Source organism: Bradyrhizobium sp. 139, assembly GCF_023074175.1.
GTDB lineage: Bacteria > Pseudomonadota > Alphaproteobacteria > Rhizobiales > Xanthobacteraceae > Bradyrhizobium.
The window spans coordinates 17,323-40,845 of sequence record NZ_JADPKS010000162.1; the positions used below are offsets into that span (position 1 = coordinate 17,323).

Sequence of the window (23,523 nt, forward strand, 5' to 3'; positions counted from 1 at the left end):
GAATGCTCGGCTATGCTCAGGCTGCTGACAGCAGGTTGGCAGCAGGGCAGCAGCAGATTTGCTCTCAAGCCGTCGGCATTGGTCCTTCGTCGTCCTCGGCCACCAGACGCGGCTCGAGGATGTCGAGATGGATCCCGCCGCAATCGGTGCAGCGCATGGTCCAGTACTCGCATCCGGCACGGCCGCCGATCACGCGGAGGACCGTGAGCTCGCCGTCGCATTCGGGGCAGTTCGACAGCACGTTGCGGGCGTAGATCCTCGGCCGCGGTGCCTCTTCGATTTCGATGACTGACATGACCGGTTCCCCCTTTTGCGCCGCCTGTCTTTATTGTTTATTGCTTGCGCATGATCTTTTCGGAAAACCGCTTCACGCTTTTCCGGGTCATGCTGTCAATCCCGCTCGCTTATTCGTCATCGCTCCCGTCGGTCCGCCGGCGGAAGCGATCGATGTGGTGCTTGGCATCGGCAATCGCAGCGTCGGGATCGGGCCAGGCGAAGCCGACTTCCATGGCCGGAAACAGCACGCCGTCGATGGCAACCGGGCTGAAATCGGCGCGCCGGATGCGGGCATGCCAGAGGCCCTTGCCGGCCTCGAAGGATTCGATGTCAAAACCGTCGTAGAGGGTCGTCATTGCAGTCCCCGAATGTCTCGTAAGTGTCTTGTCGGAGGGGCAGGGGACCACGTTTGCCGGGTTCAGTATGTGAAACCGTTCACAAGAGGACGGCTTTTTTGCCCAAGGCCTCGTTGAAGGGCGTCAGTTCCGTAGCGAGGCGCGGCTGCTCCGCTTCACCGGCCGGGCGGCAGGCTCGGATGCCGCGCGCATGATCCAGCGCCGGAACGCGGCGAAGTCGCGCTGCTCGGTTTGAAAACCGCGATAGAGCAGGTACCAGCGCATGCCCTTGGGCACCGAGAGATCGAACGGCGCGACCAGCCGGCCGGCGACGAGGTCATCGTCGATATAGGGCCGGATGCCCATGGCGATGCCGAGCCCGTCGGCGGCGGCCTGGAGCGCTTGGCCGTAGAACTGGAACTCCGGCCCGCGCGCGTTGATCCGGGGGAGGGCGGCGGCCTTCAGCCAGATCGGCCAGTCCTCAGTTGAATGCGTGACGCGGATCAGGCTCGGGCCCTTGAGATCGGCCGGGCGCTTCAGGCCGGAGGCAAGGCGGGGCACGCAGACCGGCGTGAGGTCTCCTGCGAACAGCGGCTCGGCGACCAGCCCCGGCCAGTCGCCGATGCCTAGCTTGATGCCGCAACTCCAGTCTTCGCCGAACGGGACCTCGGCGCCGCCGGTGGTGAAGCGCACCTCGATGTCGGGCTCCTCGTTGCGAAACTCCGACAGCCGCGGGATTAGCCAGCGCATTGCAAAGGTGTGGCCGACGCCGATGGTAAGCACGCGAACGCCGGAGGGCGCGGTCACCTGCGCGGTGAGGCTTGCCAGCGCATCGAAGATCGGCGTCAGCCCGCTCTGATAGGCGCGACCTGCTTGGGTCAGTATCAGGCGGTTGGCCTTGCGCTCGAACAGTGCGACGCCGAGCCGCTCTTCGAGCAGATGAACCATGCGGCTGACGGCAGCCGCCGACACGCTCAGCTCGAGCCCGGCCGCGGCAAAGCTGCCGGTCCGCGCCGCCGCCTCGAATGCCTTGATGCCGTTGAGAAACAGCAGCCGCCGCAAATGATCGACCCTCAGGAAAGCTGATGCCAGAGCAAGATAACTCAGTTTGCGCAAGGCGAGCAAGCCGGGCACAAGAATAGGCGTAATTCATGCTGATTTGTCGAGCAGAGGCGGTGCTCTTCGCCTCTCGCCGCGCGCGGGGAGAGGCCGGAATCCAAGCGCAGCTTGGATTCCGGGTGAGGGGGACTCTCCGCGAGTCCGACTGCCACCTCCCTCGCGGAGACTCCCCCTCACCCCGCCCTCTCCCCGCAAGCGGGGCGAGGGAGTGAAGCGGCTTGCGTCCCTGACGTGCCCACCACCGGAGACCCCCTCGTGACATCAATCATGATCGCTGCCCTTGGATTGCTGATGGTCGGCACCGCGTTCCTGTCGGGGCTGTTCGGCATGGCGGGCGGGCTGATCCTGATCGGCGTGCTGCTGGCCTTGATGCCGCTGCCGACGGCGATGGTGCTGCATGCGATCACGCAGATGGCCTCGAACGGCTGGCGCGCCTTGCTGTGGCGGGCGCATATCCGCTGGCGACCGGTTGCGAACTATTTGATCGGCTGCGCGGTCGCGCTCGCGGCCTGGTCGCTCACCCGCTACGTGCCGGACAAGCCGGTCGCGCTGCTGTTGCTCGGCATCACCCCGTTCATGGCGCGGCTCCTGCCCGCCAACATCAAGCCCAACCCTGACAGCGTCTGGCAGGGCAGCGTCTACGGCTCGATCTGTATGGGTTTGATGCTGATGACCGGCGTGTCGGGGCCGCTGCTCGACACCTTCTTTCTCGGCGGCGAGTTCGGCCGGCGCGAGAAGGTAGCGACCAAAGCGATGTGCCAGTTCGTCAGCCATTTCACCAAGCTCATTTATTTCGGCGGCGTCATCGACCAGGCGGCGACGCTCGATCCCGTGCTCGCCGGCGTTGCGATCGCAGCCTCGATGTTCGGCACCACGCTGGCGCGGCGCATCCTCGAAGCCATGACCGACCAGCAATTCGTGGCCTGGTCGATGAAGCTGATCACCACCATCGCGTGCTACTACATCGCCTATGGTGGCTGGCTGCTGGTCCGCACGCCGGTGCTGGCCGCCTTCGAGAAGGGAGGTTTGCAATGAGCGAGACTGCCGATCCGCTGGTGCTGGACTTCGTCGAATGGGTCGCGCGCGAGCCGCGCGCCTATGCCGAGGTGATCGCGACCTGGAAGACGTCCTGCCCGCGCCTCACCATCTGGGAAGACGCTGCCGATCACGGCTATGTCGCGCGCGAGACGCTGCCTGGTCTCGGCCTGATCATCGCGGTGACGGAAGGCGGCGAGAGGCTATTGCGAACGCACGGGCGGTGAGATGCAGAAGACGGAGATCCGTCACCTCATGGCGAGGGCCGTGTCGTGACGGCTTATCGCTGCGGCGCCGCGAGCCGCGGCCGGATAATTTCGAGCATGCGTTCGGCCGATGTGCCCGGTGGGAAAAATCCGAGATATTTTCCGTCGCGATCCATCAGGTAGATATAGGCGGTGTGATCGACGGTGTAGTTGGCGTCGCCCTTGCCGGTCGCAACTTTGGCAAAATAGACCTTGTAGGCATCTGCCGCCTCTCGGATCGCATCGAGACCGCCCGTCAGCCCGATCAGACGCGGATGGAACAGCGTCACGTAGTCAGCCAGATGCTCTGCCGTGTCACGCTCGGGATCTACCGTGATGAAGAGCGGTTGCACTTTCTCGGCGTCGGCTCCCAGTAAGTCCAGCGTCTGTCCGATCGCCATCAAGTCGGTCGGACAGACGTCGGGACAATAAGTGAAGCCGAAATAGACCAGCATCAGCTCGCCACGGAAGTCGCGGTCGGTGCGTGCCTTTCCGGTATGATCGGTGAGTGCGAACGGGCCGCCGACCGGCTCCCTGTTCCACATCAGAATGTCCATGGTCTCCGCGGCTGACCGCGCAGCAGCATGGCCCGCCCAAGCCGATGTGAGCGCCAGCCACAGGCCGAACCAGCGGCCGGCGCGTGACATCACAGACCAAAGCTGAGGCGGCTGCCCGTCGTCGTTACCACCGCCTTTTCGGGCATCTGCGCGCTTGCTTCCTGCACGAAATTGAGCCCGCTGCAATGCATGGGCACGACGACATCAGGGTTGAGTGCCTTGATCTCGCCGACGACCTGCGCGAGGTAGTCCTTCGGTGCCGGCCCGAGATGGAAGCCGCCGACGATGGCATGCACCTTCTGGATGCCGGAGACCTCCTGCGCCTGCTTCACCGAATTGACGATGCCGACATGGCCGCAGGACGAGATAACGACGAGGCCGAGATCCCTGACGTTGAAGCAGGTGGCGTGCTCGTGGATGTGTTCGTCAGGCACGATCTTGCCGTCCATCTCCGCCGGCAGGTAGTGCCCAACACTACAGCCAAGCCCGTCCTTCATGCCGAATTCGACCAGCGTGTTCGGCAGCACGCGCTCCGAGCTGCGGCGGGTGATCTTGCCTGTCGTGAAGGCGTGGCCTGCGATCACCGTCGGTGTTTCGCATAGCACGGTCGTCACCTTCTGCGCCGCGAGCTGACGGCGGTCGAGCGTTCCGAAATCGGAAAACTGTCCCTGCGTCGGTGTCGGATTGACGCGATGGCAAAAATTGTCTTCGCCGCCGGCGTAGAGCTTGACCTCGGACGGCAGCTTGTCGCGGAACTTGTCGAGGAAGCCATTGAGGCCGCCGAAATGATCGTAATGTCCGTGGCTGACGATCAGCGCGTCGAGCTTGCCGGGCTCGACGCCGATCAGCGCCATGTTGTTCAGCAGCACCTCGGGTGTATAGCCATAGTCCAACATCAGCGTGCGCTGATTGCCGCCGCCCTGCGACTCCAGCCACAGCGACAGGCCCCATTCATTGTGCAGCGATTTGCGGAAATCGGCCGATCGCGCCGCGGGTGCAATGGCGACGCCGTTGATCTGCTTGGGACGGAAAAACAGGTCGTAGCTGGAATCGACCAGCACCCGGATTGACAGCTTGTCGACCGTCGGCACCTCGATCGGCGCCGCGCTCGCGATCTCGACACAAGTGAAGGCGTTGGTCACGGCCGCGCCGGCCAGTGCCGCGGAGCTCAGAAGAAAGTCGCGTCGCGCAATGCTGCTCATCACAAACTCCCCAATGGTTCTTGAAAATGGCGGGAGCTTAGGTCCGATATGCGAGAGGCACAACGAGCGAAGCAACATTGCTCCGGGAAATTGTCATATCACCGCGGCGTGATGCCGGTCGATTGACAGGCGCAGTGAATGGCGCGATGTTCAGAACATCGACGACTTCCCGCATCTGAAACGCTGGTTAGAGGGCATCCGCGTCCGCCCCGCTACGGAGCGCGCCTATGCGCTGGCGAAAGAGGTCAACCCGAATTTCGGCAAGCCCGCGATCCGCACCGACGAGGAGCGCAAGATCCTGTTCGGGCAGACGGCGTCGGTGGTGCGGTAGAACTGTCCCCACATCATCATTGCGAGCGTGAGCGAAGCACTCCAGAATGTTGCTGCGGCGGCAGACTGGATTGCCTCGCTGCGCTCGCAATGACGGAGCATGTGGAGAGGCCTTGCCATGTCACTCAAACTCTACGAACTCGTCGGCACCGACGCCGCGCGCCCGTTCAGCCCGTATTGCTGGCGCACGCGGATGGCGCTGGCGCACAAGGGGCTGACGGCGGAATCGCTGCCCTGGCGCTTCACCGAGAAAGGGGCCATCGCGCCGCACGGCTCGGAGAAGGTCCCGGTGCTGCTGCATCACGACAAGCCCGTCGTCGATTCCTGGGCGATCGCGAATTATCTCGAAGACAATTTTCCGGATCGCCCGTCGCTGTTCGGCGGCGAGGGCGGCCGCGCCATGGCGCGCATGCTCAACGCGTGGGGCGACATTGCCATCGTCGGCGGTATCTTTCCGCTGATCATCGCGGACATCCCCAAAAATCTCGCCGAGGTCGACGCTGAATATTTCCGCAAGTCGCGCGAGGCGCGTTTCGGCGGCAAGACGTTGGAAGAGATCATGGCGAGCCGCGACGCCGGCGTGATCGCGTTCCGCAAGTCGCTCGAGATAATGCGGCAGACTCTGAAGAAGCAACCCTTCATTGGCGGCAGCGCGCCGAACTATGCCGACTACGTCGTGTTCGGCGGCTTCCAATGGGCGCGCGTGGTCAGCCCGTTCAAGCTGCTGGAAGCGATTGACCCGGTTTATGCCTGGCGCGAAAAGCTGCTGGATGCGTTCGACGGCATGTCGCGGAAATCGCCGGGGCATCCCGTCTAAGCTTCGTAGCCTGGTTGGAGCTTCGTAGGGTGGGCAAAGGCGCAACGCGCCGTGCCCACCATCTCCCTACACATGCAATGAAAATGGTGGGCACGCTTCGCTTTGCCCACCCTACGATACTGCCGTATCCCGGATTACGCCTGCGCTTCATCCGCACTGTGCGCGGCTTCGGCCGCCGCCTTGCGCAGGCACGCCCGGCACAGACAATCCTCGCCCTTGACCGGCATCGGCAGCCGCGCGGTCTCCTCCGCGCACCAGCACGATCCCGATAGGTCGCAACCGAACTCGGCGCCGCAGCGGGAGCAGGCGAGGCGGCGCGGTTCCTGCACGGGAATTTCTTGCGGATTTGTCATGATTTGCGCAAAAGCTGTGCTGTCATTTTCATGCCGGGTTCATCTCCCGCTGCGGTATATTATGCCTCGCGCACGGACTCGGAAAGCGGTTGGCAACGCGCGAAGGACACATCGATGGCCCGCGATTCGCAAGCCGCCCTCGTCGCGCTCAACCGGTTCGGCTTCGGGGCCCGCGGCGGGGCGTCCGGCGATTTCATCAATGCAGCGTCAGACCTGCGCGGCTTCGTCAAGGCGGAACTCGCCCGCCCCAATGGCGTGCTGCTGGAGGCGCCGGGGCTGCAATCCACGTCGCAGCTCGGGCAGGCCGTATTCGCCTATCAGGATCAGGTCAAGCAGGCGCGCGAGGCTGCGAAGGCCGCTGCGCCCGCTGAGGCGCCGCAGCAGGCGCCGGCCGATCAGAAGCCGGGGCTGCGCCGCAATCTCTCGCTGAATGCGGTCGCAACCGAGATCGCCGGCCAGATGGCGGAGGCCAAGCCCGCTGACAACGCGGCGAAACCCGAGAGCATGCAGCCAAACATCGCCGCGTCCCCTGCCGCAAAACCCGCGCCGCAGCCGCTCAACGTCATCCAGAAGACCTTTCGCGCCGAAGCGCTGGCGCGGTTGCAGCGCGCGACACTGGTCGAGTGCGGCTTCACCGAGCGGCTCGTCGTGTTCTGGTCCAACCATTTCTGCATCTCCGCGAGCAAGGGCGAGCTGGCGCGGATCTGGGCCGGCGCGTTCGAGCGCGAGGCGATCAGGCCGCATGTGCTCGGGCGCTTCGCCGACATGCTGAAGGCGGTCGAGCAGCACCCGGCGATGCTGTTCTTTCTCGACAATCAGCAATCGCGCGGACCGGACTCGCGCGCGGGCCAAAACCGCAAGCGCGGGCTGAACGAAAACCTCGCGCGCGAGATCATGGAGCTGCATACGCTCGGCGTCGGCGGCGGCTATACGCAGGAGGACGTCACTTCGCTCGCGCGCATCATCACGGGGTGGACCTTTGCCGGCCGGCAGGGCCAGCTCGGGGTGCCCGGCTCGTTCGTGTTCAACACCAATGCACACCAGCCCGGACCGCAAATGCTGCTCGGCAAGACCTATGAGCCGACCGGACTTGCGCAGGGCGAGGCCGCGCTCGCGGACATCGCGCGCCATCCCTCGACGGCGAATTTCATCGCGACCAAATTCGTCCGCCACTTCGTTGCCGACGATCCGCCGCCGGCGCTCGTTGCGCGCTTGCGCGACGTCTTCGTCAAGACCGACGGCGACCTCAAGGCACTTGCGACCGCGCTTGTCGACTCCGACGACGCCTGGCGAGCGCCGCTGACCAAGATGCGCTCGCCGTATGAGTTCCTGGTCGCAAGCGGCCGGCTGCTCGCGCGCGTGCCGGAGGATCCCGGCGCCTATCTCAACAGTCTCAATCTGCTCGGCCAGCCCTTGTGGACGCCGGCCGGCCCCAACGGCTTTCCGGACACCAACGCGGCCTGGGCCGCGCCGGAAGGCATCAAGCTCCGGCTCGACGTCGCAGCGCAGATGGGGGCGCGGCTCGGCAACAATATCGACCCGCTCGACCTCTTGGAATTCGCCGCAGCGGATGCGGCCTCGATCGAGACGCGGCGGACCATCGAGCGCGCGGAGTCGCGCCAGCAGGCGCTGGCGCTGCTGTTGATGTCGCCGGAAATACAGAGGAGATGATGATGATCGACTGCGTCGAGAACCGGCTCCTCACTTCGCGGCGCGGCCTGCTGCTCGGCGGCGCGTCGTTCGCGGCCTGGGCCTATTTGCCGAAATTCGCGCGTGCGGCGGACGGGCGCGATCCGCAATTGATCGTGGTGATTCTGCGCGGCGCGCTCGACGGGCTCTCGACCGTAGCGCCGGTCGGCGACCCCGACTATGCCGGCCTGCACGGATCGATCGCGCTCACCGCGGATGGTGCGCATCCCGCGATCATGCTCGACTCTTTCTTTGCGCTGCATCCGGCGATGCCGGAATTCGCGCGCATGTATCGCGATCGGCATGCCGCGGTCATCCATGCCGTGGCGACGCCCTACCGCGACCGTTCGCATTTCGACGGCCAGGACGTGCTCGAAAGCGGCTATGCCGGGCCCGGGCGCGTGCAGTCCGGCTGGCTTAACCGCGCGCTCGAAGCGCTGCCGCGCGGCGAGCGCGTGTCGAGCGGTCTTGCGGTCGGTCCCACCACGCCGCTGGTGCTGCGCGGCAATGCTCCGACCGTCGGCTGGGCGCCGGTCGCGCTGCCGCAGGCCGACGACGACACCGCGATGCGGCTGGTCGATCTCTATCGTCACCGCGATCCCGTGCTGGCATCAGTGCTGTCGCAAGGCCTGCAACTCGAGAAGGCTGCGAGCGGCGAGGACATGAAGCGGAAGGGAGGCAATGCGGTCGCGCAGATGCGCCAAGTCGCGCGCGGCGCCGCAAAACTGATGGCGGCCGATGACGGCCCGCGCATCGCCGCGCTCGCTTTCGACGGATGGGACACCCATGCCAATGAAGGCGGCCCGGTCGGTCGCCTCGCGTTCCTGCTCGGAGGCCTCGATGGCGCGCTCGCCGAATTCGAAAGCGGCCTCGGCGAGCGCTGGCGCGACACCGCAATCGTCGTCGCCACCGAGTTCGGCCGCACCGCGCGCATCAACGGCACCGACGGCACCGATCACGGCACGGCCACCATCGCACTGCTTGCCGGCGGCGCGGTGAAAGGCGGCCGCGTCATCTCCGACTGGCCCGGTCTCAAGCTCGCCAACCTCCACGAGGCCCGCGACCTCAAGCCCACCACCGGTCTGCGCTCGGTGATCAAGGGAGTGCTGCAAGGCCAGTTCGGCCTGTCCGATCGCGTGCTGGCGGAGACGGTGTTCCCGGACAGCGCGGGAGCACGGCCGATGAAGGGGCTGGTTGGTTAGCCAAAAACGGCCGTCATTCTCGGGCGCGCCTCTTGGCGCGAGCCCGGAATCCATACTCCCGATCGGGGTTATGGATTCCGGGCCTGCGCCTTGCGGCGCATCCCGGAATGACGAGATAATCCTCGGAACATCAGGAGACCACCCGCATGTACATCGCCATGAACCGCTTTCGCGTCGCCAAAGGCTCTGAAGCCGCCTTCGAGCAGGTCTGGCTCTCGCGCGATACCCATCTGGACAAGGTGCCTGGCTTCGTCGAGTTCCATCTGCTGCGGGGGCCCGAGCTCGAGGATCACACGCTCTATGCCTCGCACACGATCTGGGCGAATCATGCGGCGTTCGAGGCGTGGACCAAGTCGGACGCGTTTCGCGCGGCGCATCAGCGGGCGGGCGACAACAAGCCGCTTTATCTGGGCCATCCCCAGTTCGAAGGTTTTGAGGTGATGCAGACCGTCGGCCGCGGCGCGAAGTAACGCGCCCGCCCCTTCAGCGTCAGCCATTTGTGATCTTGTCGATCTCCGCCATCTCTTCCGCGCTGAGCTTCCACGCGATCGCCTTGACGTTCTCCTCGATCTGCTCGACGCGGGTAGCGCCGGCGATCACGCTCGATACCTGCGGGCGCGCGGCGAGCCAGGAGAAGGCGAGCTCGAGCATGCTGTGCCCGCGCGCCTTTGCGAAGGCTTGCAGCTTCTCGACGATTGCCTCGTTGCGCGGCGTGACGTAGCGGTCGCGTAGCCGCGGAGTTTGGCCGAAGCGGGTGTCGCCGGGGGCGGCCTCGCCCTTCTTGTATTTGCCGGTCAAAAGTCCGCTGGCGAGCGGGAAGAACGGCAACAGGCCGAGCTTGTATTCCGTTGCTGCCGGCAACAAATCCTTTTCGATGTCGCGCACGACGAGGGAATATTCGTCCTGGCAGGAGATAAAGCGGCTGACATTGATCGCGCGTGCGACGTACTCCGCCTCAGTGACCCGCCAGGCCGGAAAGTTCGAATTGCCGATGTAGCGGACCTTGCCCTGCCGGACGAGATCGTCGAGCGCGCGCAAGCTCTCCTCGATCGGCGTCAGTGGGTCATAATCGTGCTGCTGGTAGAGATCGATGTAATCGGTCTTCAGCCGCTTCAGGCTCGCTTCCACGGCGTCCATGATGTAGCGGCGCGAGGCGCCCTGCTTGGTTCCGTCCTCCGCCATCGGCTTGGAGTATTTCGTCGCCAGCACGATGTGCTTGCGGCGTTCGCCGAGCACGGCGCCGAGCACATTTTCCGAGCCGCCCATGTTCGAATAGATGTCGGCGGTGTCGAACAGCGTGATGCCGAGGTCGAGCGCGCGATGGATCACCTTGCGCGAGGTCTCCAGATCCGTACGCTGGCCGAAATTGTTGCAGCCGAGTCCGACCGCAGAAACGCGGAGGCTGGAGGCGCCGAGATTGCGAATTTCCATGGGAGATCCTGTCGGATGAGCAGCGGTGCATTGTGACCGCCGTGCGCTCTACCGGCAAGCCGCTCGCCGCGTTGCAGCCATGCAGGCAAAAAAATGCGGCCCCTGTCAGACGCGGCGACTGACGGGGACCGCTTTGGGGCGCTTGATCGGTGACGGGGGGCCTGATCAGACGCAGGTGCAGAATAGTCCCGCTATGTTACGCGCGGGTGACAGGCAAAGTTATCCACAGGTCCCCGCGGTCGCGAGGATCAGAAGATCCTGCGATAGACGATGAAGCCGGAGCGCTCGGCGACCTTGTCGTACAGGCGCTGCGCCGTGACGTTGGTCTCGTGCGTCTGCCAGTAGACCCGCGGCGATCCCGCCAGTTTCGCGCGCTCATACACGCCGTGGATCAGCGCCGAGCCGACGCCCTTGCCGCGTGCGGCCTCAGTCGTGAACAGGTCCTGCAAATAGCAGGACGGCTCGATCGCCGTGGTGCTGCGGTGGAAGAGATAGTGCGTAAGCCCGAGCAGGCGACCGTCGCTCTCGGCGACCAGCGCATGCACCGGTTCATAGGCATCGAAGAAGCGCTGCCACGTCATCCGCGTGATCTCGGGGGCGAGCGCGGTCGGGCCGGAGCGCCCGTAGAAGGCGTTATAGCCATCCCACAACGGCAGCCATTGATCGTAGTCCTGCTTCGTGACGGAGCGAATGGTGAGCGACATGTGAATTTCCGCGATCTCGGAGTACGCAAGGCGATGAAGGATCCTTCATAGTGATGATCGCACTGCCGATCAATCGCGCTGTCGCATCACTGCGCGACGCGCAAGGACCGGATCAGCCTGCGGTTCGCGGGATCGCGCAGCGAGAGGTAGTAGTCGGCACGCGCCGGTGCGTCGGTGTGGCGCACGAGGTCGGTCACGGGCGTGTAGCTCAGCATGCGTCCGCCGTCGGGCAGCGCGGCGCAGACGAAGCGCAGCACCTCGCCGTTGCGCAAGGCGATGTTGATCGGCGTGGCATCGCCGATCCGCACCATCTCCATCCGCTGCGCGATGAAGGTGCCGAGCTCATCCTCGGGCAGCTCGAACGCGCCGGTGTCGCGGCCGTGATACATCAGCGCGATGAAGGGCGGCTTGCCGTCGGCCACTTCGTCCGGCAGCGCAAAATAGTCGCGAAATGCGCGGTTGATGAATTCGGCACGCGTCTCGGCGTCGAGCAACACGATGCCGATATCGACCTGGTCGAGCGCGGCCGATAACCGCGCGGCGGTGGCGTGGCTCCGGCGCTCGTCGGCAAATGAGCCGAGCAGCCGCTCGCGCATCAGGCCGGTGATGGCGGCGGTGCCGGCGGCCGTCATCGCGAGCAGCCCGAGCCGGACCAGATCTGCCGTCGCATAGAATGGCCCGCCGCGGTGGTTGAGGAAGAACAGCGCTGCCCCGATCACCCCGATCGCCGCACTGGTATTGGCGGAAGCGAAGCCTGACAGTGCGCCGGCCAACGCCACGATGCAGACGAGCAGCGGCGCAGGCGAGGGAACAGAGACATAATTACCGAGCAGGATCGCCAGCAGCGCAATCGCTGCCGTCAGCACCGGACCAGAGATCGCACGCCATCCGAACGGCATGGGCTGTCTCGTCCCTTCCTGAACGAGGTAAGGCCGCAACACTGACTCATCGTTGCGCTGGTGCGGTGCGAATTAGTGCGGGACGCTTAAGGGGAGGTTGTGACGGCGCGCAAAGATTTTGGACGATTTTAAGCCAAATGCGCGTGCCTGAGGCGCTGTTGCAGCGTTGGTGCGTTCAGAGTCGAGGTCCCCGAGCTCTTGCGCACGCCGCTGAAAATCAACAGCGATGCTGCGACCAGGATGGCCGCAGTCAGGGTGATTGCAACGACTACCACAGGTGATTTCATCGATGTCCTGTCGCGATGCCGATCGGCGCGGGTCACGCGGCGCCTTGAAGGCGGGTCCAGGATGAAACGGGAATCAGACCGGCAGGCCCATCGCCATGGTCGCCTTGGTCGACAGCACCGTCAGGGTGACGATCAGGCACAGCGAGAGCGCGGCGACGGCGAGCGAGGCCGCGACCGCGTTGGTCAGCCGGGAAGACGAAACGGTAGCGGATTGGCCTTGAAAGCCTGCCGTGCCGGACGCCCGAATCATGGTCTAAATCCTTCAACGCGCGAGCGAATCACTCACGACATCGAACAATTTCACGGTTTCAACCGGCAATATTGCGGCGGCTTTCGCAGCGAAGATGGCGAGATTGCGGCACAGGCTGCCCTTATGCCCGCTATTCGCCAGAGCGGACGCTCCGTCAGGCGCTCGCGGCGATGCTGGCGGGCTCCTCGATGTCGGCCGGCCGCCAATCCATCGCCACGAAACCGGGTGCAGCTTCCACGCGCCTCAGCCAGTCCCGGATCGCCGGGAAGGTCGAGAGATCGAAGTCGCAGCGGTCGGCGAGGTGGGTGTAGCCGTACAGCGCGATGTCGGCGACCGTGAGCTGGCGGGCGGCGAAATAGGCGTTGGTCTTGAGGTGGTTCTCCATCACCTGGAGCGCGCCATAGCCGCGCTCCATCCAGTCTTCCAGGGAGTGGGTCTGAAGATCGCGGCCGCCCTTGACCAGCGACAGCCAGAAATAGGCGGCGCCAATGTTCGGCTCGAGCGCGTGCTGCTCGAAGAACATCCATTGCAGCGCTTCGGCGCGATCGATGCGGTTCTCCGGCGCGAGCGGCGTGCCGACAGCGACGTACCAGAGGATGGCGTTGGACTCGGCGAGATAGCGGTCGTCGCCGACCTCGAGCAACGGCACCTGGCCCGACGGGTTCTTGGTCAGAAAGTCCGGCGTGCGGCTCTCGCCGCGCAGAATGTCCACCTCGACCGCTTCGTAAGGCTCGTTCAGCAGCGCCAGCGCAAGGCGGACTTTGTAGCTGTTGCCGGAGCGTTGCATCGAATAGAGCTTGTACATTCTGGGAGTTTGTTCCGAGGACGGGAAGGCGCGGCGCCCGTTGCCCCGCACCGCGGCTAAACAATGATGCCGATGCGAATCCGCCGCAAGGGCCGCGCTATAGAAAAACTCAAAAACCCTACCGCACTGCAATGCCGCGGAAGATCATTTTCGTGCGACCGCACAACTCAGTTCACGCTTGCGTCAGCACGCGGACGCATCGCGCCGCGCGATCGTGCGCAATGGCGGCCGCGTAGATGTTGGGCCTTGGGACGCTAACCGGGACAAGCAAGGGCATGACGAGTCCTGTGGGGCCGACGGGCAAAATTGCTCCGAGGACAGACCTTGCCGGATATGAGGGATTCCGGCGGCAAAGTTACGGAAAATTGCGGGAAAGCGCGCCTTGCGACGCTCCTGCTCCGTAAACTTTTTTGAGATCGGGCCGAAGTTTCTTGCGGCGCAGCGGCGCACGTTTTAGGGTGGCTTATTCCCACAATCGGAGTCGTGAGGCCAAAGGGTTCACGACGCTTGTCAGGAGATGACGATGTCCTTCCTTGCCGCTGCGCTCGACCGTGTGAAGCCGTCCGCGACCATCGCGGTCACGGATAAAGCACGTGCGCTGAAAGCGGCGGGCCGCAACGTCATCGGCCTCGGCGCCGGCGAGCCCGACTTCGACACGCCCGCCAACATCAAGCTGGCGGCGATCCATGCCATCGAAGCCGGCAAAACCAAATACACGGCCGTCGACGGTATTCCCGAGTTGAAGGAAGCCATCATCGGCAAGTTTCAGCGCGAGAACGGCGTGGTCTACAAGCCGAACCAGATCATTGTCGGCACCGGCGGCAAGCAGGTGCTCTATAACGCGCTGATGGCGACCATCAATCCGGGCGACGAGGTGATCATCCCCGCGCCGTACTGGGTCAGCTATCCCGAGATGGTGGCGCTCGCCGGCGGCGAGCCGGTGCCGGTGGTCTGCACCGCCGCGACCGGCTTCAAGCTCCAGGCCGAGGCGCTCGAGCGCGCGATCACGCCGAAGACCAAATGGGTGATCCTGTGCTCGCCGTCGAATCCGACCGGCGCTGCTTACACCAAGGCCGAGCTGAAGGCGCTCACCGATGTGCTGGTCAAGCATCCGCATGTCTGGGTGATGACCGACGACATGTACGAGCACCTCGTCTATGACGACTTCCAGTTCACCACGGTCGCGCAGGTCGAGCCGAAACTCTACGACCGCACGCTCACCGTGAACGGCGTGTCGAAAGCCTATTGCATGACCGGCTGGCGCATCGGCTATGCCGGTGGCCCGGCGCAGCTCATCAAGGCGATGTCGACGATCCAGTCGCAGTCGACCTCGAACCCGTCGTCGATTGCGCAGTGGGCCGCGGTGGAAGCGCTGAACGGTCCGCAGGACTTCATCCCCGCCAACAACAAGGTATTCAAGGAGCGCCGCGACCTCGTGGTCTCCATGCTCAACCAGGCCAAGGGTATCGAATGCCCGCGTCCCGAGGGCGCCTTCTACGTCTATCCGTCCTGCGCCGGCACCATCGGCAAGACCGCGCCGTCGGGCAAAGTGATCGACAATGACGAGACGTTCGTCACCGAGTTGTTGGAGACCGAAGGCGTTGCCGTGGTGCAGGGTTCGGCCTTCGGCCTCGGACCTGCGTTCCGCATCTCCTATGCGACCAAGACCTCGGACCTCGAAGACGCCTGCAAGCGCATCCAGCGCTTCTGCGGCAATCTCCGCTGAGCTCGCAGAAATGATGTGACATCAAGGGGCTCGCGCAATGCGGCCCCTTTTTTCAGGCCTGCGCGATCTGGCGCCACCGGAACTGTTGTGGCATAGACCATCGCGCGCGTGTGCCGCGCCTCCATGCTGCATCACATTCTTCGCCGGGGATATTTCATGCGTCGCTCACTCCTCCTCGCCGGGCTTGCCGCCGCCAGCCTTGTTGCCTCGGTCGCGAACAGCAGTGCGCAGCAGCAGCGGATGGCGCGGGTCGGCGTGCTCGAATGCCGCGGCGGCGCCAGCGTCGGCTTCATCGTGGGATCGGTGACCCATCTCGGCTGCGTATTGCGCGCCGACGGCTTGCCGGATGACCGCTATGTCGCGACCATCCGCAAAGTCGGTCTCGACATCGGCATCACCCAGGAGACGGCTCTGGCGTGGGGCGTGTTCGCGCCTGTCGACCGTCTCGGCCCCGGCGACCTCTCGGGCAATTATGCGGGCGCGCAGGGCAGCGCCTCGATCGGCGTCGGTTTAGGCGGCAACGTACTGGTCGGCGGCTCTAACAATTCGATCGCGCTCCAGCCGCTCAGCGTGCAGGGCCAGATCGGCCTCAACGTCGCTGCGGGTCTGGAGAGCCTGGAACTCCGTCCGGGCCGTTAACAAGTTCGCGTGTGCGGATCGCGTCGCTCCGACGCGATTCCGGCAACGACGCACCGCAGCGACGTTTGATGCTTGCCAAATCTCGGGGACGGGCAGAGCATCGGCGCTTGCCGACCCAATCATGGGCCGAGCTCCACATCAAGGAGGCGGCGAATGGGACAAGACGTCAGAAGTCCCCGAGGTCCACGGTGCATCGCATTGGTGGGCCCTTTCCAAAGCGGTAAAACCACACTTCTCGAAGCAATTCTGGCGCGAACGGGCGCAATCCCGCGCGCCGGCAGCGTCGACGCCGGAACCTCCGTCGGCGACGCCACGCCCGAGGCCCGTCAGCACAAGATGACCGTCGCGCTGACTGCCGCCACCACGAGTTTCATGGGCGACAGCTACACGTTTCTCGATTGTCCCGGCTCCGTCGAGTTCGCCCACGACATGCGCGCTGCGCTGCCTGCGGTCGACGCCGCAATCGTGGTCTGCGAGGCCGACGAGAAGAAGCTGCCGCAGCTTCAAATCATCCTGCGCGAGCTGGAGGAGCTGAAGATCCCGCGTTTCCTGTTCCTCAACAAGATCGACCGTGCCAACAAGCGCATCCGCGACACGCTCGCAACGCTTCAGCCCGCCTCGCGCGTGCCGCTGGTGCTGCGCCAGATCCCGATCTGGAACGACGAGCTGATCGAAGGCTTTGTCGATCTCGCGCTGGAGCGCGCCTTCGTCTACCGCGAGCACAAGGCCTCCGAGGTGATCGCGCTCGAAGGCGGCGATCTCGATCGCGAGAAGGAGGCCCGCTTCTCGATGCTGGAGAAGCTCGCCGATCACGACGATGCGCTGATGGAGCAACTGCTCGAGGACATCCAGCCGCCGCGCGATGCCGTGTTCGACGATCTCGCGCGCGAATTGCGCGAGGGGCAGATCTGCCCCGTGCTGCTGGGTGCCGCCGCGCGCGAAAACGGCGTGCTGCGCCTGATGAAGGCTCTGCGCCACGAGGCGCCGGGCATCGAGGAAACTGCAAAGCGTCTCGGCGTGCCTGCCAGCAAGGACGCGCTCGGCTACGTCTTCAAGACGTTGCATTCGCAGCACGGCGGAAAGCTGTCGCTGACGCGATTGCTCGCCGGCCATCTCGACGACGGGGCCACGCTGCAATCCGCCTCCGGTGGGAGCGGCCGCATCTCCGGCATTCTCGCCGTCAACGGAGCCTATGATACCAAGCGTGCCGCGGCCGAAACCGGCGACACGGTCGCGCTAGCCAAGCTCGACCCGATCAGGACCGGCGACACGGTCTCGAGCGGCAAGACCCCCCCGGCTGCGCTGCCCGCTCTCGATCCGACGCCGCCGGTGCTCGCGATCTCGGTTGCCGCCACCGATCGCAAGGACGACGTCAAGCTCGGCCAGGCGCTTGCCCGGCTGCACGAGGAGGATGCTTCGCTCGGCATCGTGATGAACGCCCAGACCCACGATACCGTGCTGTGGGGCCAGGGCGAGATGCATCTGCGCGTGGCGAGCGAGCGGCTGCGCGACCGCTTCGGTATCAAGATCACCTCGCATCCACCCGCGATCGGCTACCAGGAGACCATCCGCAAGCCGATCGTTCAGCGCGGCCGACACAAGAAGCAGTCCGGTGGCCACGGCCAGTTCGGCGATGTCGTGCTCGACATCAGGCCGCTGTCGCGCGGCGAGGGATTCAAGTTCGCCGAAAAGGTCGTGGGCGGCGCGGTGCCGCGCAACTATATCGGCGCGGTGGAGGAGGGCGTCGTCGACGGATTGACGCGCGGTCCGCTCGGTTTTCCCGTCACCGATGTGCAGGTGACGCTGACCGACGGCTCCTATCACAGTGTCGACTCCTCCGACCTCGCCTTCCGCACGGCGGCGCGGGTCGGACTCAACGAAGGCCTGCCGCAATGCCAGTCCGTTTTGCTGGAGCCGATCCACGTGGTCGAGATCGTCTGCCCGACCGATGCCACCGCCAAGATCAACGCGATCCTGTCGGCGCGGCGCGGCCAGATCCTCGGCTTCGACACACGTGACGGCTGGAGCGGCTGGGACTGCGTCCGCGCCATGATGCCGGAAGCGGAGATCGGCGAGCTGATCGTCGAGCTGCGCTCGGCCACGGCAGGAGCCGGCAGCTTCACCCGTCAGTTCGACCACATGGCCGAGGTGACCGGCCGCGCTGCTGACCAGATCATTGCCGCGCATCAGCACGCGGCCTGATCCGTAAGGCTGGCACCAGCCTCTTCTCTCCCCGTTCTTACGGGGAGAGGGTGGGGTGAGGGGCTATCTCCATGAATGCGGACTGATTTGTGAGTCGAATACGTTCGACATGCTTACGAGTCGGATGTGGATTCGCTCATAGCAATAGCGTGCCTTGCCCCTCACCCGGATGGCACTGGACGATGCCTCGCATCGCGATGCTATCCGACCCCTCCGTTGAAGCACGGGGAGAGATCAAGACACGTCGTCACGCAACGCTTGCGTTTGCCTTCGAATGATGCATTCTACATCATTGTATATGTCTGAAATATCATTCATAAGTTCTGATACGTGAGGCCAAGGTGATCACGTCGTTCCAGATGCGGGCAGCCCGGGCGCTGCTCGGCATTGACCAGAGGACCTTGGCGGAACTCGCAGGCGTTTCGCTGCCGACCATTCAGCGGATGGAGGCGAGCACCGGCAACGTTCGCGGCGTGGTCGAGACCTTGATGAAGGTGGTCGAAGCCTTTGATCGGGCCGGCGTCGAACTGATCGGCGAACAGGCGCGCAGCGAAGGCGGCGGACGTGGGGTTCGGCTGAAGGAGCCGGGGCCACCGCGTCGGGTGGGAGCGTGATCCCGCAATGATCATGCTCGGGAGCAGGCTTAACTAACGCACCGTCGCGCCGAAGAACGGCCGCACGATGCATCGGAGCGTTGTGGGGCATGAGCATCACAGGCGAACACGCAGGCAAGCTGCACCAGCTTCGTCGGCCGACCTTTGCCGAACTTTATCTGCCGAAGCTCGTGACCGTCTGGCGCGAGGGCTATGGGCTTGCGGATTTCCGCGCCGATGTGTTCGCGGGCCTCACTGTTGCGATCGTCGCGCTGCCGCTGTCGATGGCGATCGCGATCGCCTCGGGCGTGACGCCCGACCGCGGCCTCTACACCGCCGTCGTCGGCGGCTTCATTGTGTCACTGCTCGGCGGCAGCCGGTTCCAGATCGGCGGCCCGGCCGGCGCCTTCATTGTGCTGGTTGCGGCGACCGCCGACCGTCACGGGATTGACGGCGTGATCCTCGCCACGCTGATGGCGGGCCTGTTCCTGATCGCCGCGGGCTTCCTGCGGATCGGCACCTACATCAAGTTCATTCCGTATCCGGTGACGGTCGGCTTCACCGCCGGCATCGCTGTCATCATCTTCGCAAGCCAGCTCCGCGATCTCGGCGGGATCACACTGGCGGCAAAGGAGCCCAGCGAGTTCGTCGCGAAACTCGTCGCGCTGGCCGGGGGCCTGCACACCGTCAATCCGTCCGCCGTCGCGGTCGCGATCGTCAGCATTGCCATCATCGCCGGCCTGCGGCGCTGGCGGCCGTCCTGGCCCGGCATCCTGATCGCGGTCGTGTTTGCTGCGGTCGCCACTGCCGTGCTGTCGCTGCCGGTCGAGACCATCGGTTCGCGCTTCGGCGGCATTCCGCGCGAATTGCCCTCGCCGGCCTTGCCTGCGTTCTCGCTTGCGAAGGCGACGGCTGTGCTGCCGGATGCGATCTCGTTCGCGCTGCTGGCCGCGATCGAATCGCTGCTGTCGGCGGTGGTGGCCGACGGCATGACCGGACGCCGTCACCGCTCCAATTGCGAGTTGGTGGCGCAAGGAGCGGCCAATATCGGCTCGGCGCTGTTCGGCGGCATCTGCGTCACCGGCCTGATCGCGCGCACCGCCACCAACATCCGCGCCGGCGGGCGCGGGCCGCTCGCCGGCATGCTGCATTCCGTTTTTCTGCTGCTGTTCATGCTGATCGCGGCGCCGCTCGCCAGCTACATCCCGCTGGCTGCGCTCGCCGCCGTGCTCGTGGTCGTTGCCTGGACGATGGCGGAGAAGCACGAGTTCGCGACGCTGCTGCGCTCGTCCTGGGGCGATGCCGTCGTGCTGCTCGCGACCTTCCTGCTCACCATCTTCCGCGACCTGACCGAAGGCATCCTGGTCGGCTTCGCGCTCGGCGCGGTGCTGTTCATCCACCGCATGGCGGAGATGACGGGCATCGAGGAGCGCTCCCTCCTGGTGGCCGCCGATCGTCCCGATGACGGCAATGGCGCGCGCGTTCCCTACGATCCCGCTCTCGCAGTCGATCGCGACGTACTGGTCTATCGCATCACCGGCGCGTTCTTCTTCGGCGCCGCGTCCGCAATCGGAGGCGTGCTCGACGGCATCGCCGGCCAGCGCAAGGGTCTTGTGGTCGATTTCGCCGCGGTGCCGTTCCTGGATTCGACCGCGGCCAACGTGCTCGGCCGCGTCGCCGCAAAAGCCCACCGCCAGGGCATCAGGCTGTTCATCACCGGGGCATCGGCCGCCGTCCGCCGCGCGCTGCTCACCCATGGCGTCACTCCGCCGCGCGCCCGCTATCGCGAGACCATCGCGCGGGCGGTCGCCGACATCAAGGGCGGCGCCATCAATGACGCGGGCACGACCTAGCGTCGCTCTCCAGCCGCGTGATTTGACCGGCACTGTCGCAGCGATCTGGTTTGCTGCGGTCGTGGCTGCGGCGATGCGGCGCCCGCGCGCTTGACAGAGCCGACGGGACGCGAAATGGATCGCCTCCGATACGCCCCGAGGCAAAGATGACCGCGCCCAAATCTCCCGCAGCCTGTTTGATCGGATGGCCGGCCGCGCATTCGCGCTCGCCGTTGATCCATCATTATTGGCTCCGCACGCTCGGGATCGAGGGAGGCTATGTCATCGAGGCGGTTCCGCCCGACGATCTGCGCGACTTCGTGCTGCGGCTGTCGCTGCGTGGCTTCGTCGGTGCCAACGTCACCATCCCGCACAAGGAAGGCGTGCTGGCGCTGTCGACGCCCGATGCGCACGCAAAGGCGGTCGGCGCCGCCAATACGCTGTGGTTCGCCGACGGCGAACTGCGTTCGACCAACACCGACGTCGAGGGCTTTATCAATAATCTCGACGCCAGCGCGCCCGGCTGGGACGACGCCGAAGAGGCGCTGGTGCTCGGGGCCGGCGGCTCCTCGCGTGCGGTCGTGTTCGGCCTGCTCGAGCGCGGTGTCAGTCGCGTGCATCTGGCCAACCGCACGATTGCACGGGCAGAGACACTGGCGGGACAGTTCGGGCCGAACGTGCAGCCCGTTACGTGGGACGCGATCAACGACGTCCTGCCGCGGGCAAAACTTCTCGTGAATACGACCTCGCTCGGCATGGACGGCCAGCCTTCACTCGATGTTGATGTGGCGCGATTGCCGCAAGCTTCCGTCGTCGCCGATCTCGTCTATGTCCCCCTGGTCACGCCGCTGCTTGCGGCGGCGCAGGCGCGTGGGTTGAGGACCGCCGACGGCCTCGGCATGCTCTTGCATCAGGCGGTGCGCGGCTTCGAGCTGTGGTTCGGCCAGCGGCCGGAGGTCACGGCGGAACTGCGCGCGCTGGTCGAGGCCGATCTCACAAAGACTTGAGAGAATAGCGCGCGATCTCCGGAGTTCTATGTCCGTGGGACAATCTGGAGACCGTCATGCCTCTACAACCTGTAACTTTCGCACGCCCGCTCCTCGCCGTCGCGATGGTGGCCCTCTCAACCTACTGCGCGATCGCGCAAAAGGCGCCAGTGCCGACGCGCGTGCGCGGCACCATCGAGAGCGTCGATGGCGACACCATGCAGGTCAAATCGCGCAGCGGGGAGGATGTCAAGCTTCACATTGCCTCCGACCTGCGCGTGGCCGGCATCACCAGGATTTCGCTTGCGGACATCAAGGTCGGCTCCTTCGTCGGCGCGACCACCGTGCCGGGACCGGACGGCGGCCAGAACGCGGTCGAGGTGCATGTGTTTCCGGAAAGCATGCGCGGCACCGGCGAGGGCTCGCGGCCCTATGACCTGAAACCAAATTCCACCATGACCAATGCCACGGTGTCCGAGAGCGTGGTCGGCAATGACGGTCACACGCTGCTGGTGAAGTACAAGGACGGCGAGAAGAAGGTATTCGTCTCCGACACGACGCCGGTCGTCACTTACGTGCCCGGCGAGAAGTCCGACCTCAAGGCCGGCGCCAAGGTCATCGCTTTCGTCAAGCAGCTGGGCGACGGTTCGCTCGAAGCCGATCGGGTCAGCGTCGGCCGCGACGGCCTGACACCGCCGATGTGAGGGCGAGCAAATTTAGCGCGCAGTTGAATTTGTGGGGTGGGCAAAGGCGCGCTTGCGCCGTGCCCACCACGTTTCAACAATCGGGAAAGAAGCGGTGGGCACGCTTCGCTTTGCCCACCCTACGGCAGTTCACACCGCGATGATATGATCGCCGATCTCGTCGATCCTGTTGACACCGCACAGGCCCATGGTCGTGAGCAGCTCTTTCTGGATGATGTCGATCGCCTTGGCGACGCCGGCCTGGCCGCCGGCACCCAGGCCATAGGCGTAGGCGCGGCCGATCATGCAGGATTTTGCGCCGAGCGCGAGCGCGCGCATCACGTCCTGGCCGGAGCGGATGCCGCCGTCGAACATGATCTCCATCTTCTCACCGACCGCGTCGGCGATCTCAGGCAGCACCTCGATCGAAGACGGTGCGCCGTCGAGCTGACGGCCGCCATGGTTGGAGACCACGATCGCCTGCGCGCCGGCTTTCGCGGCGAGCTCGGCGTCCTCGACGTCGAGAATGCCCTTCAGGATCAGCTTGCCCGGCCAGATGCTGCGGATCCAGTCGATGTCGTTCCAGTTCAGCGAGGTGTCGAATTGCGAGTTGATCCAGGTCGACAGCGACGTGATATCGTCGCTGACCTTCAGATGACCGGCGAGATTGCCGAAGGTGCGGCGCTTGCCTTGCAGCACGCCGGAGACCCAGGCGGGCTTGCTGGCGAAATCCAGGAGCTTCGACAGCGACCATTCCGGCGGCACCGTCATGCCGTTCTTGATGTCGGCGTGGCGCTGGCCGATCACCTGGAGATCGACGGTAAGCACGAGCGCGCTGCACTTCGCCGCCATCGCGCGCTGGATCAATTCCTTGATGAAGCCGCGGTCCTTCATCACGTAGAGCTGGAACCAGAAAGGCTTCTCGACATTGGCCGCGATGTCCTCGATCGAGCAGATCGACATCGTCGACTGCGTGAAGGGGATACCGGCGGCCTGCGCGGCGCGGCAGGCATGGATCTCGCCATCGCCATGCTGCATGCCCAGCAGGCCGACGGGGGCGAGCATCAGCGGCATGGTCGAGGGCTCGCTGAGGATCGTGGTCGAGCTGTCGCGTCTGGAGACGTCGACCAGGATGCGCTGGCGGAACTTGATCGCCTGCATGTCCTCGCGGTTGGCGCGCAGCGTCTCCTCGGCGTAGGAGCCGCGGTCGCAATAGTCGAAGAACGCCTTCGGCACGCGGCGCTGATGCAGCGTGCGAAGATCGTCGATACAGGTGATGTGCTTCATGAACGTTTCCCGGCCCGTCTTCTATCGGAAGTCTTGCAT

Annotated in this window: 25 protein-coding genes and 1 pseudogene; 14 read left to right on the forward strand and 12 right to left on the reverse strand. The window is 64.9% G+C overall.

Annotated elements, in window-relative coordinates; all coding sequences use genetic code 11:
• Nucleotides 1-64: 64 nt before the first annotated feature.
• The 3 genes from IVA80_RS34445 to IVA80_RS34455 form a co-directional block, all read right to left on the reverse strand.
• On the reverse strand, nucleotides 65-295 hold the full coding sequence (locus tag IVA80_RS34445; protein ID WP_247439569.1) for a hypothetical protein: 231 nt from the start codon (nucleotides 293-295) through the stop codon (nucleotides 65-67).
• Between the two features lie 109 nt (nucleotides 296-404).
• Nucleotides 405-632, reverse strand: a complete 228-nt coding sequence (locus IVA80_RS34450; protein WP_247439570.1) for a hypothetical protein — start codon at nucleotides 630-632, stop codon at nucleotides 405-407.
• Nucleotides 633-755: 123 nt separating this feature from the next.
• Nucleotides 756-1,673 carry a LysR substrate-binding domain-containing protein gene (locus tag IVA80_RS34455; protein ID WP_247439605.1) on the reverse strand — a complete coding sequence of 306 codons (918 nt, stop codon included), beginning with the start codon at nucleotides 1,671-1,673 and terminating at the stop codon, nucleotides 756-758.
• 312 nt (nucleotides 1,674-1,985) lie between these two features.
• Between IVA80_RS34455 and IVA80_RS34460 the strand changes: the two genes are divergently transcribed.
• A complete protein-coding gene (locus IVA80_RS34460) occupies nucleotides 1,986-2,765 on the forward strand; it encodes a sulfite exporter TauE/SafE family protein (RefSeq protein WP_247439571.1) in 780 nt (259 codons plus the stop codon).
• Nucleotides 2,762-2,992 (forward strand): hypothetical protein, encoded by a 231-nt coding sequence (locus IVA80_RS34465; RefSeq protein ID WP_247439572.1) that lies wholly within the window; start codon nucleotides 2,762-2,764, stop codon nucleotides 2,990-2,992. Before IVA80_RS34460 ends, IVA80_RS34465 begins: the two co-directional genes overlap by 4 nt.
• 53 nt (nucleotides 2,993-3,045) lie before the next feature.
• Here IVA80_RS34465 and IVA80_RS34470 read toward each other — a convergent pair whose 3' ends face one another.
• The gene (locus IVA80_RS34470; RefSeq protein WP_247439573.1) at nucleotides 3,046-3,657 is read right to left on the reverse strand and encodes an SCO family protein; all 612 of its coding nucleotides are present in this window, start codon (nucleotides 3,655-3,657) and stop codon (nucleotides 3,046-3,048) included.
• Nucleotides 3,657-4,772 (reverse strand): MBL fold metallo-hydrolase, encoded by a 1,116-nt coding sequence (locus tag IVA80_RS34475; RefSeq protein ID WP_247439574.1) that lies wholly within the window; start codon nucleotides 4,770-4,772, stop codon nucleotides 3,657-3,659. Before IVA80_RS34475 ends, IVA80_RS34470 begins: the two co-directional genes overlap by 1 nt.
• Nucleotides 4,773-4,920: 148 nt before the next feature.
• On the opposite strand from IVA80_RS34475, the pseudogene IVA80_RS34480 reads away from it, so the two are divergent.
• Nucleotides 4,921-5,100 (forward strand): annotated as a pseudogene (locus IVA80_RS34480) (thiol:disulfide oxidoreductase); the annotation flags it as partial.
• Nucleotides 5,101-5,217: 117 nt separating this feature from the next.
• Nucleotides 5,218-5,916: a glutathione S-transferase family protein gene (locus IVA80_RS34485; RefSeq protein ID WP_247439575.1), complete on the forward strand. Its 699-nt coding sequence runs from the start codon at nucleotides 5,218-5,220 to the stop codon at nucleotides 5,914-5,916.
• Nucleotides 5,917-6,050: 134 nt separating this feature from the next.
• Here the strand turns inward: IVA80_RS34485 and IVA80_RS34490 are convergent, their stop codons facing one another.
• Nucleotides 6,051-6,269, reverse strand: a complete 219-nt coding sequence (locus IVA80_RS34490) for a cysteine-rich CWC family protein (RefSeq protein ID WP_247439576.1) — start codon at nucleotides 6,267-6,269, stop codon at nucleotides 6,051-6,053.
• A 114-nt stretch (nucleotides 6,270-6,383) separates the two neighbouring features.
• Here IVA80_RS34490 and IVA80_RS34495 point away from each other — a divergent pair, with 114 nt between their 5' ends.
• The 3 genes from IVA80_RS34495 (at nucleotide 6,384) to IVA80_RS34505 (ending at nucleotide 9,630) form a co-directional block, all read left to right on the forward strand.
• Nucleotides 6,384-7,940 carry a DUF1800 family protein gene (locus tag IVA80_RS34495; RefSeq protein ID WP_247439577.1) on the forward strand — a complete coding sequence of 519 codons (1,557 nt, stop codon included), beginning with the start codon at nucleotides 6,384-6,386 and terminating at the stop codon, nucleotides 7,938-7,940.
• A 2-nt stretch (nucleotides 7,941-7,942) separates the two neighbouring features.
• Complete coding sequence (locus IVA80_RS34500; protein ID WP_247439578.1) at nucleotides 7,943-9,160, forward strand: DUF1501 domain-containing protein; 1,218 nt, start codon at nucleotides 7,943-7,945, stop codon at nucleotides 9,158-9,160.
• A 146-nt stretch (nucleotides 9,161-9,306) separates the two neighbouring features.
• Nucleotides 9,307-9,630 (forward strand): antibiotic biosynthesis monooxygenase, encoded by a 324-nt coding sequence (locus IVA80_RS34505; RefSeq protein WP_247439579.1) that lies wholly within the window; start codon nucleotides 9,307-9,309, stop codon nucleotides 9,628-9,630.
• Nucleotides 9,631-9,649: 19 nt separating this feature from the next.
• Here IVA80_RS34505 and IVA80_RS34510 read toward each other — a convergent pair whose 3' ends face one another.
• The 5 genes from IVA80_RS34510 to IVA80_RS34530 form a co-directional block, all read right to left on the reverse strand.
• Nucleotides 9,650-10,591, reverse strand: a complete 942-nt coding sequence (locus tag IVA80_RS34510; RefSeq protein ID WP_247439580.1) for an aldo/keto reductase — start codon at nucleotides 10,589-10,591, stop codon at nucleotides 9,650-9,652.
• A gap of 248 nt (nucleotides 10,592-10,839) precedes the next feature.
• Nucleotides 10,840-11,295: a GNAT family N-acetyltransferase gene (locus IVA80_RS34515; protein WP_247439581.1), complete on the reverse strand. Its 456-nt coding sequence runs from the start codon at nucleotides 11,293-11,295 to the stop codon at nucleotides 10,840-10,842.
• An 86-nt stretch (nucleotides 11,296-11,381) separates the two neighbouring features.
• Nucleotides 11,382-12,194: a PAS-domain containing protein gene (locus tag IVA80_RS34520; protein WP_247439582.1), complete on the reverse strand. Its 813-nt coding sequence runs from the start codon at nucleotides 12,192-12,194 to the stop codon at nucleotides 11,382-11,384.
• Between the two features lie 360 nt (nucleotides 12,195-12,554).
• Nucleotides 12,555-12,731: a hypothetical protein gene (locus IVA80_RS34525; protein ID WP_247439583.1), complete on the reverse strand. Its 177-nt coding sequence runs from the start codon at nucleotides 12,729-12,731 to the stop codon at nucleotides 12,555-12,557.
• A 154-nt stretch (nucleotides 12,732-12,885) separates the two neighbouring features.
• Complete coding sequence (locus tag IVA80_RS34530) at nucleotides 12,886-13,536, reverse strand: glutathione S-transferase family protein (protein WP_247439584.1); 651 nt, start codon at nucleotides 13,534-13,536, stop codon at nucleotides 12,886-12,888.
• A gap of 523 nt (nucleotides 13,537-14,059) precedes the next feature.
• Here IVA80_RS34530 and IVA80_RS34535 point away from each other — a divergent pair.
• The 7 genes from IVA80_RS34535 (at nucleotide 14,060) to IVA80_RS34565 (ending at nucleotide 22,218) form a co-directional block, all read left to right on the forward strand.
• The gene (locus IVA80_RS34535) at nucleotides 14,060-15,262 is read left to right on the forward strand and encodes a pyridoxal phosphate-dependent aminotransferase (RefSeq protein WP_247439585.1); all 1,203 of its coding nucleotides are present in this window, start codon (nucleotides 14,060-14,062) and stop codon (nucleotides 15,260-15,262) included.
• A 156-nt stretch (nucleotides 15,263-15,418) separates the two neighbouring features.
• The gene (locus tag IVA80_RS34540; RefSeq protein WP_247439586.1) at nucleotides 15,419-15,901 is read left to right on the forward strand and encodes a DUF992 domain-containing protein; all 483 of its coding nucleotides are present in this window, start codon (nucleotides 15,419-15,421) and stop codon (nucleotides 15,899-15,901) included.
• Between the two features lie 153 nt (nucleotides 15,902-16,054).
• Nucleotides 16,055-18,103, forward strand: coding sequence for an elongation factor G (locus IVA80_RS34545; protein ID WP_247439587.1), 2,049 nt, complete (start codon nucleotides 16,055-16,057; stop codon nucleotides 18,101-18,103).
• A 341-nt stretch (nucleotides 18,104-18,444) separates the two neighbouring features.
• Entirely contained in the window at nucleotides 18,445-18,717 is a 273-nt protein-coding gene (locus tag IVA80_RS34550) for a helix-turn-helix transcriptional regulator (RefSeq protein WP_247439588.1), read from the forward strand.
• A gap of 89 nt (nucleotides 18,718-18,806) precedes the next feature.
• On the forward strand, nucleotides 18,807-20,549 hold the full coding sequence (locus tag IVA80_RS34555) for a SulP family inorganic anion transporter (protein WP_247439589.1): 1,743 nt from the start codon (nucleotides 18,807-18,809) through the stop codon (nucleotides 20,547-20,549).
• 146 nt (nucleotides 20,550-20,695) lie between these two features.
• The gene (locus IVA80_RS34560; RefSeq protein WP_247439590.1) at nucleotides 20,696-21,535 is read left to right on the forward strand and encodes a shikimate dehydrogenase; all 840 of its coding nucleotides are present in this window, start codon (nucleotides 20,696-20,698) and stop codon (nucleotides 21,533-21,535) included.
• Between the two features lie 56 nt (nucleotides 21,536-21,591).
• Nucleotides 21,592-22,218 (forward strand): hypothetical protein, encoded by a 627-nt coding sequence (locus IVA80_RS34565; RefSeq protein WP_247439591.1) that lies wholly within the window; start codon nucleotides 21,592-21,594, stop codon nucleotides 22,216-22,218.
• Nucleotides 22,219-22,347: 129 nt separating this feature from the next.
• Here IVA80_RS34565 and IVA80_RS34570 read toward each other — a convergent pair whose 3' ends face one another.
• Nucleotides 22,348-23,484, reverse strand: coding sequence for an alpha-hydroxy acid oxidase (locus IVA80_RS34570; RefSeq protein WP_247439592.1), 1,137 nt, complete (start codon nucleotides 23,482-23,484; stop codon nucleotides 22,348-22,350).
• Nucleotides 23,485-23,523 lie beyond the last annotated feature (39 nt).

Excerpts from the sequence above, each read along its gene's own strand:
- IVA80_RS34445 (WP_247439569.1), bottom strand. The coding sequence starts at position 295 with ATGTCAGTCATCGAAATCGAAGAGGCACCGCGGCCGAGGATCTACGCC.
- IVA80_RS34450 (WP_247439570.1), bottom strand. The coding sequence starts at position 632 with ATGACGACCCTCTACGACGGTTTTGACATCGAATCCTTCGAGGCCGGC.
- IVA80_RS34465 (WP_247439572.1), top strand. The coding sequence starts at position 2,762 with ATGAGCGAGACTGCCGATCCGCTGGTGCTGGACTTCGTCGAATGGGTC.
- IVA80_RS34470 (WP_247439573.1), bottom strand. The coding sequence starts at position 3,657 with ATGTCACGCGCCGGCCGCTGGTTCGGCCTGTGGCTGGCGCTCACATCG.
- IVA80_RS34485 (WP_247439575.1), top strand. The coding sequence starts at position 5,218 with ATGTCACTCAAACTCTACGAACTCGTCGGCACCGACGCCGCGCGCCCG.
- IVA80_RS34490 (WP_247439576.1), bottom strand. The coding sequence starts at position 6,269 with ATGACAAATCCGCAAGAAATTCCCGTGCAGGAACCGCGCCGCCTCGCC.
- IVA80_RS34495 (WP_247439577.1), top strand. The coding sequence starts at position 6,384 with ATGGCCCGCGATTCGCAAGCCGCCCTCGTCGCGCTCAACCGGTTCGGC.
- IVA80_RS34500 (WP_247439578.1), top strand. The coding sequence starts at position 7,943 with ATGATCGACTGCGTCGAGAACCGGCTCCTCACTTCGCGGCGCGGCCTG.
- IVA80_RS34505 (WP_247439579.1), top strand. The coding sequence starts at position 9,307 with ATGTACATCGCCATGAACCGCTTTCGCGTCGCCAAAGGCTCTGAAGCC.
- IVA80_RS34510 (WP_247439580.1), bottom strand. The coding sequence starts at position 10,591 with ATGGAAATTCGCAATCTCGGCGCCTCCAGCCTCCGCGTTTCTGCGGTC.
- IVA80_RS34515 (WP_247439581.1), bottom strand. The coding sequence starts at position 11,295 with ATGTCGCTCACCATTCGCTCCGTCACGAAGCAGGACTACGATCAATGG.
- IVA80_RS34520 (WP_247439582.1), bottom strand. The coding sequence starts at position 12,194 with ATGCCGTTCGGATGGCGTGCGATCTCTGGTCCGGTGCTGACGGCAGCG.
- IVA80_RS34525 (WP_247439583.1), bottom strand. The coding sequence starts at position 12,731 with ATGATTCGGGCGTCCGGCACGGCAGGCTTTCAAGGCCAATCCGCTACC.
- IVA80_RS34530 (WP_247439584.1), bottom strand. The coding sequence starts at position 13,536 with ATGTACAAGCTCTATTCGATGCAACGCTCCGGCAACAGCTACAAAGTC.
- IVA80_RS34535 (WP_247439585.1), top strand. The coding sequence starts at position 14,060 with ATGTCCTTCCTTGCCGCTGCGCTCGACCGTGTGAAGCCGTCCGCGACC.
- IVA80_RS34540 (WP_247439586.1), top strand. The coding sequence starts at position 15,419 with ATGCGTCGCTCACTCCTCCTCGCCGGGCTTGCCGCCGCCAGCCTTGTT.
- IVA80_RS34545 (WP_247439587.1), top strand. The coding sequence starts at position 16,055 with ATGGGACAAGACGTCAGAAGTCCCCGAGGTCCACGGTGCATCGCATTG.
- IVA80_RS34555 (WP_247439589.1), top strand. The coding sequence starts at position 18,807 with ATGAGCATCACAGGCGAACACGCAGGCAAGCTGCACCAGCTTCGTCGG.
- IVA80_RS34560 (WP_247439590.1), top strand. The coding sequence starts at position 20,696 with ATGACCGCGCCCAAATCTCCCGCAGCCTGTTTGATCGGATGGCCGGCC.
- IVA80_RS34565 (WP_247439591.1), top strand. The coding sequence starts at position 21,592 with ATGCCTCTACAACCTGTAACTTTCGCACGCCCGCTCCTCGCCGTCGCG.
- IVA80_RS34570 (WP_247439592.1), bottom strand. The coding sequence starts at position 23,484 with ATGAAGCACATCACCTGTATCGACGATCTTCGCACGCTGCATCAGCGC.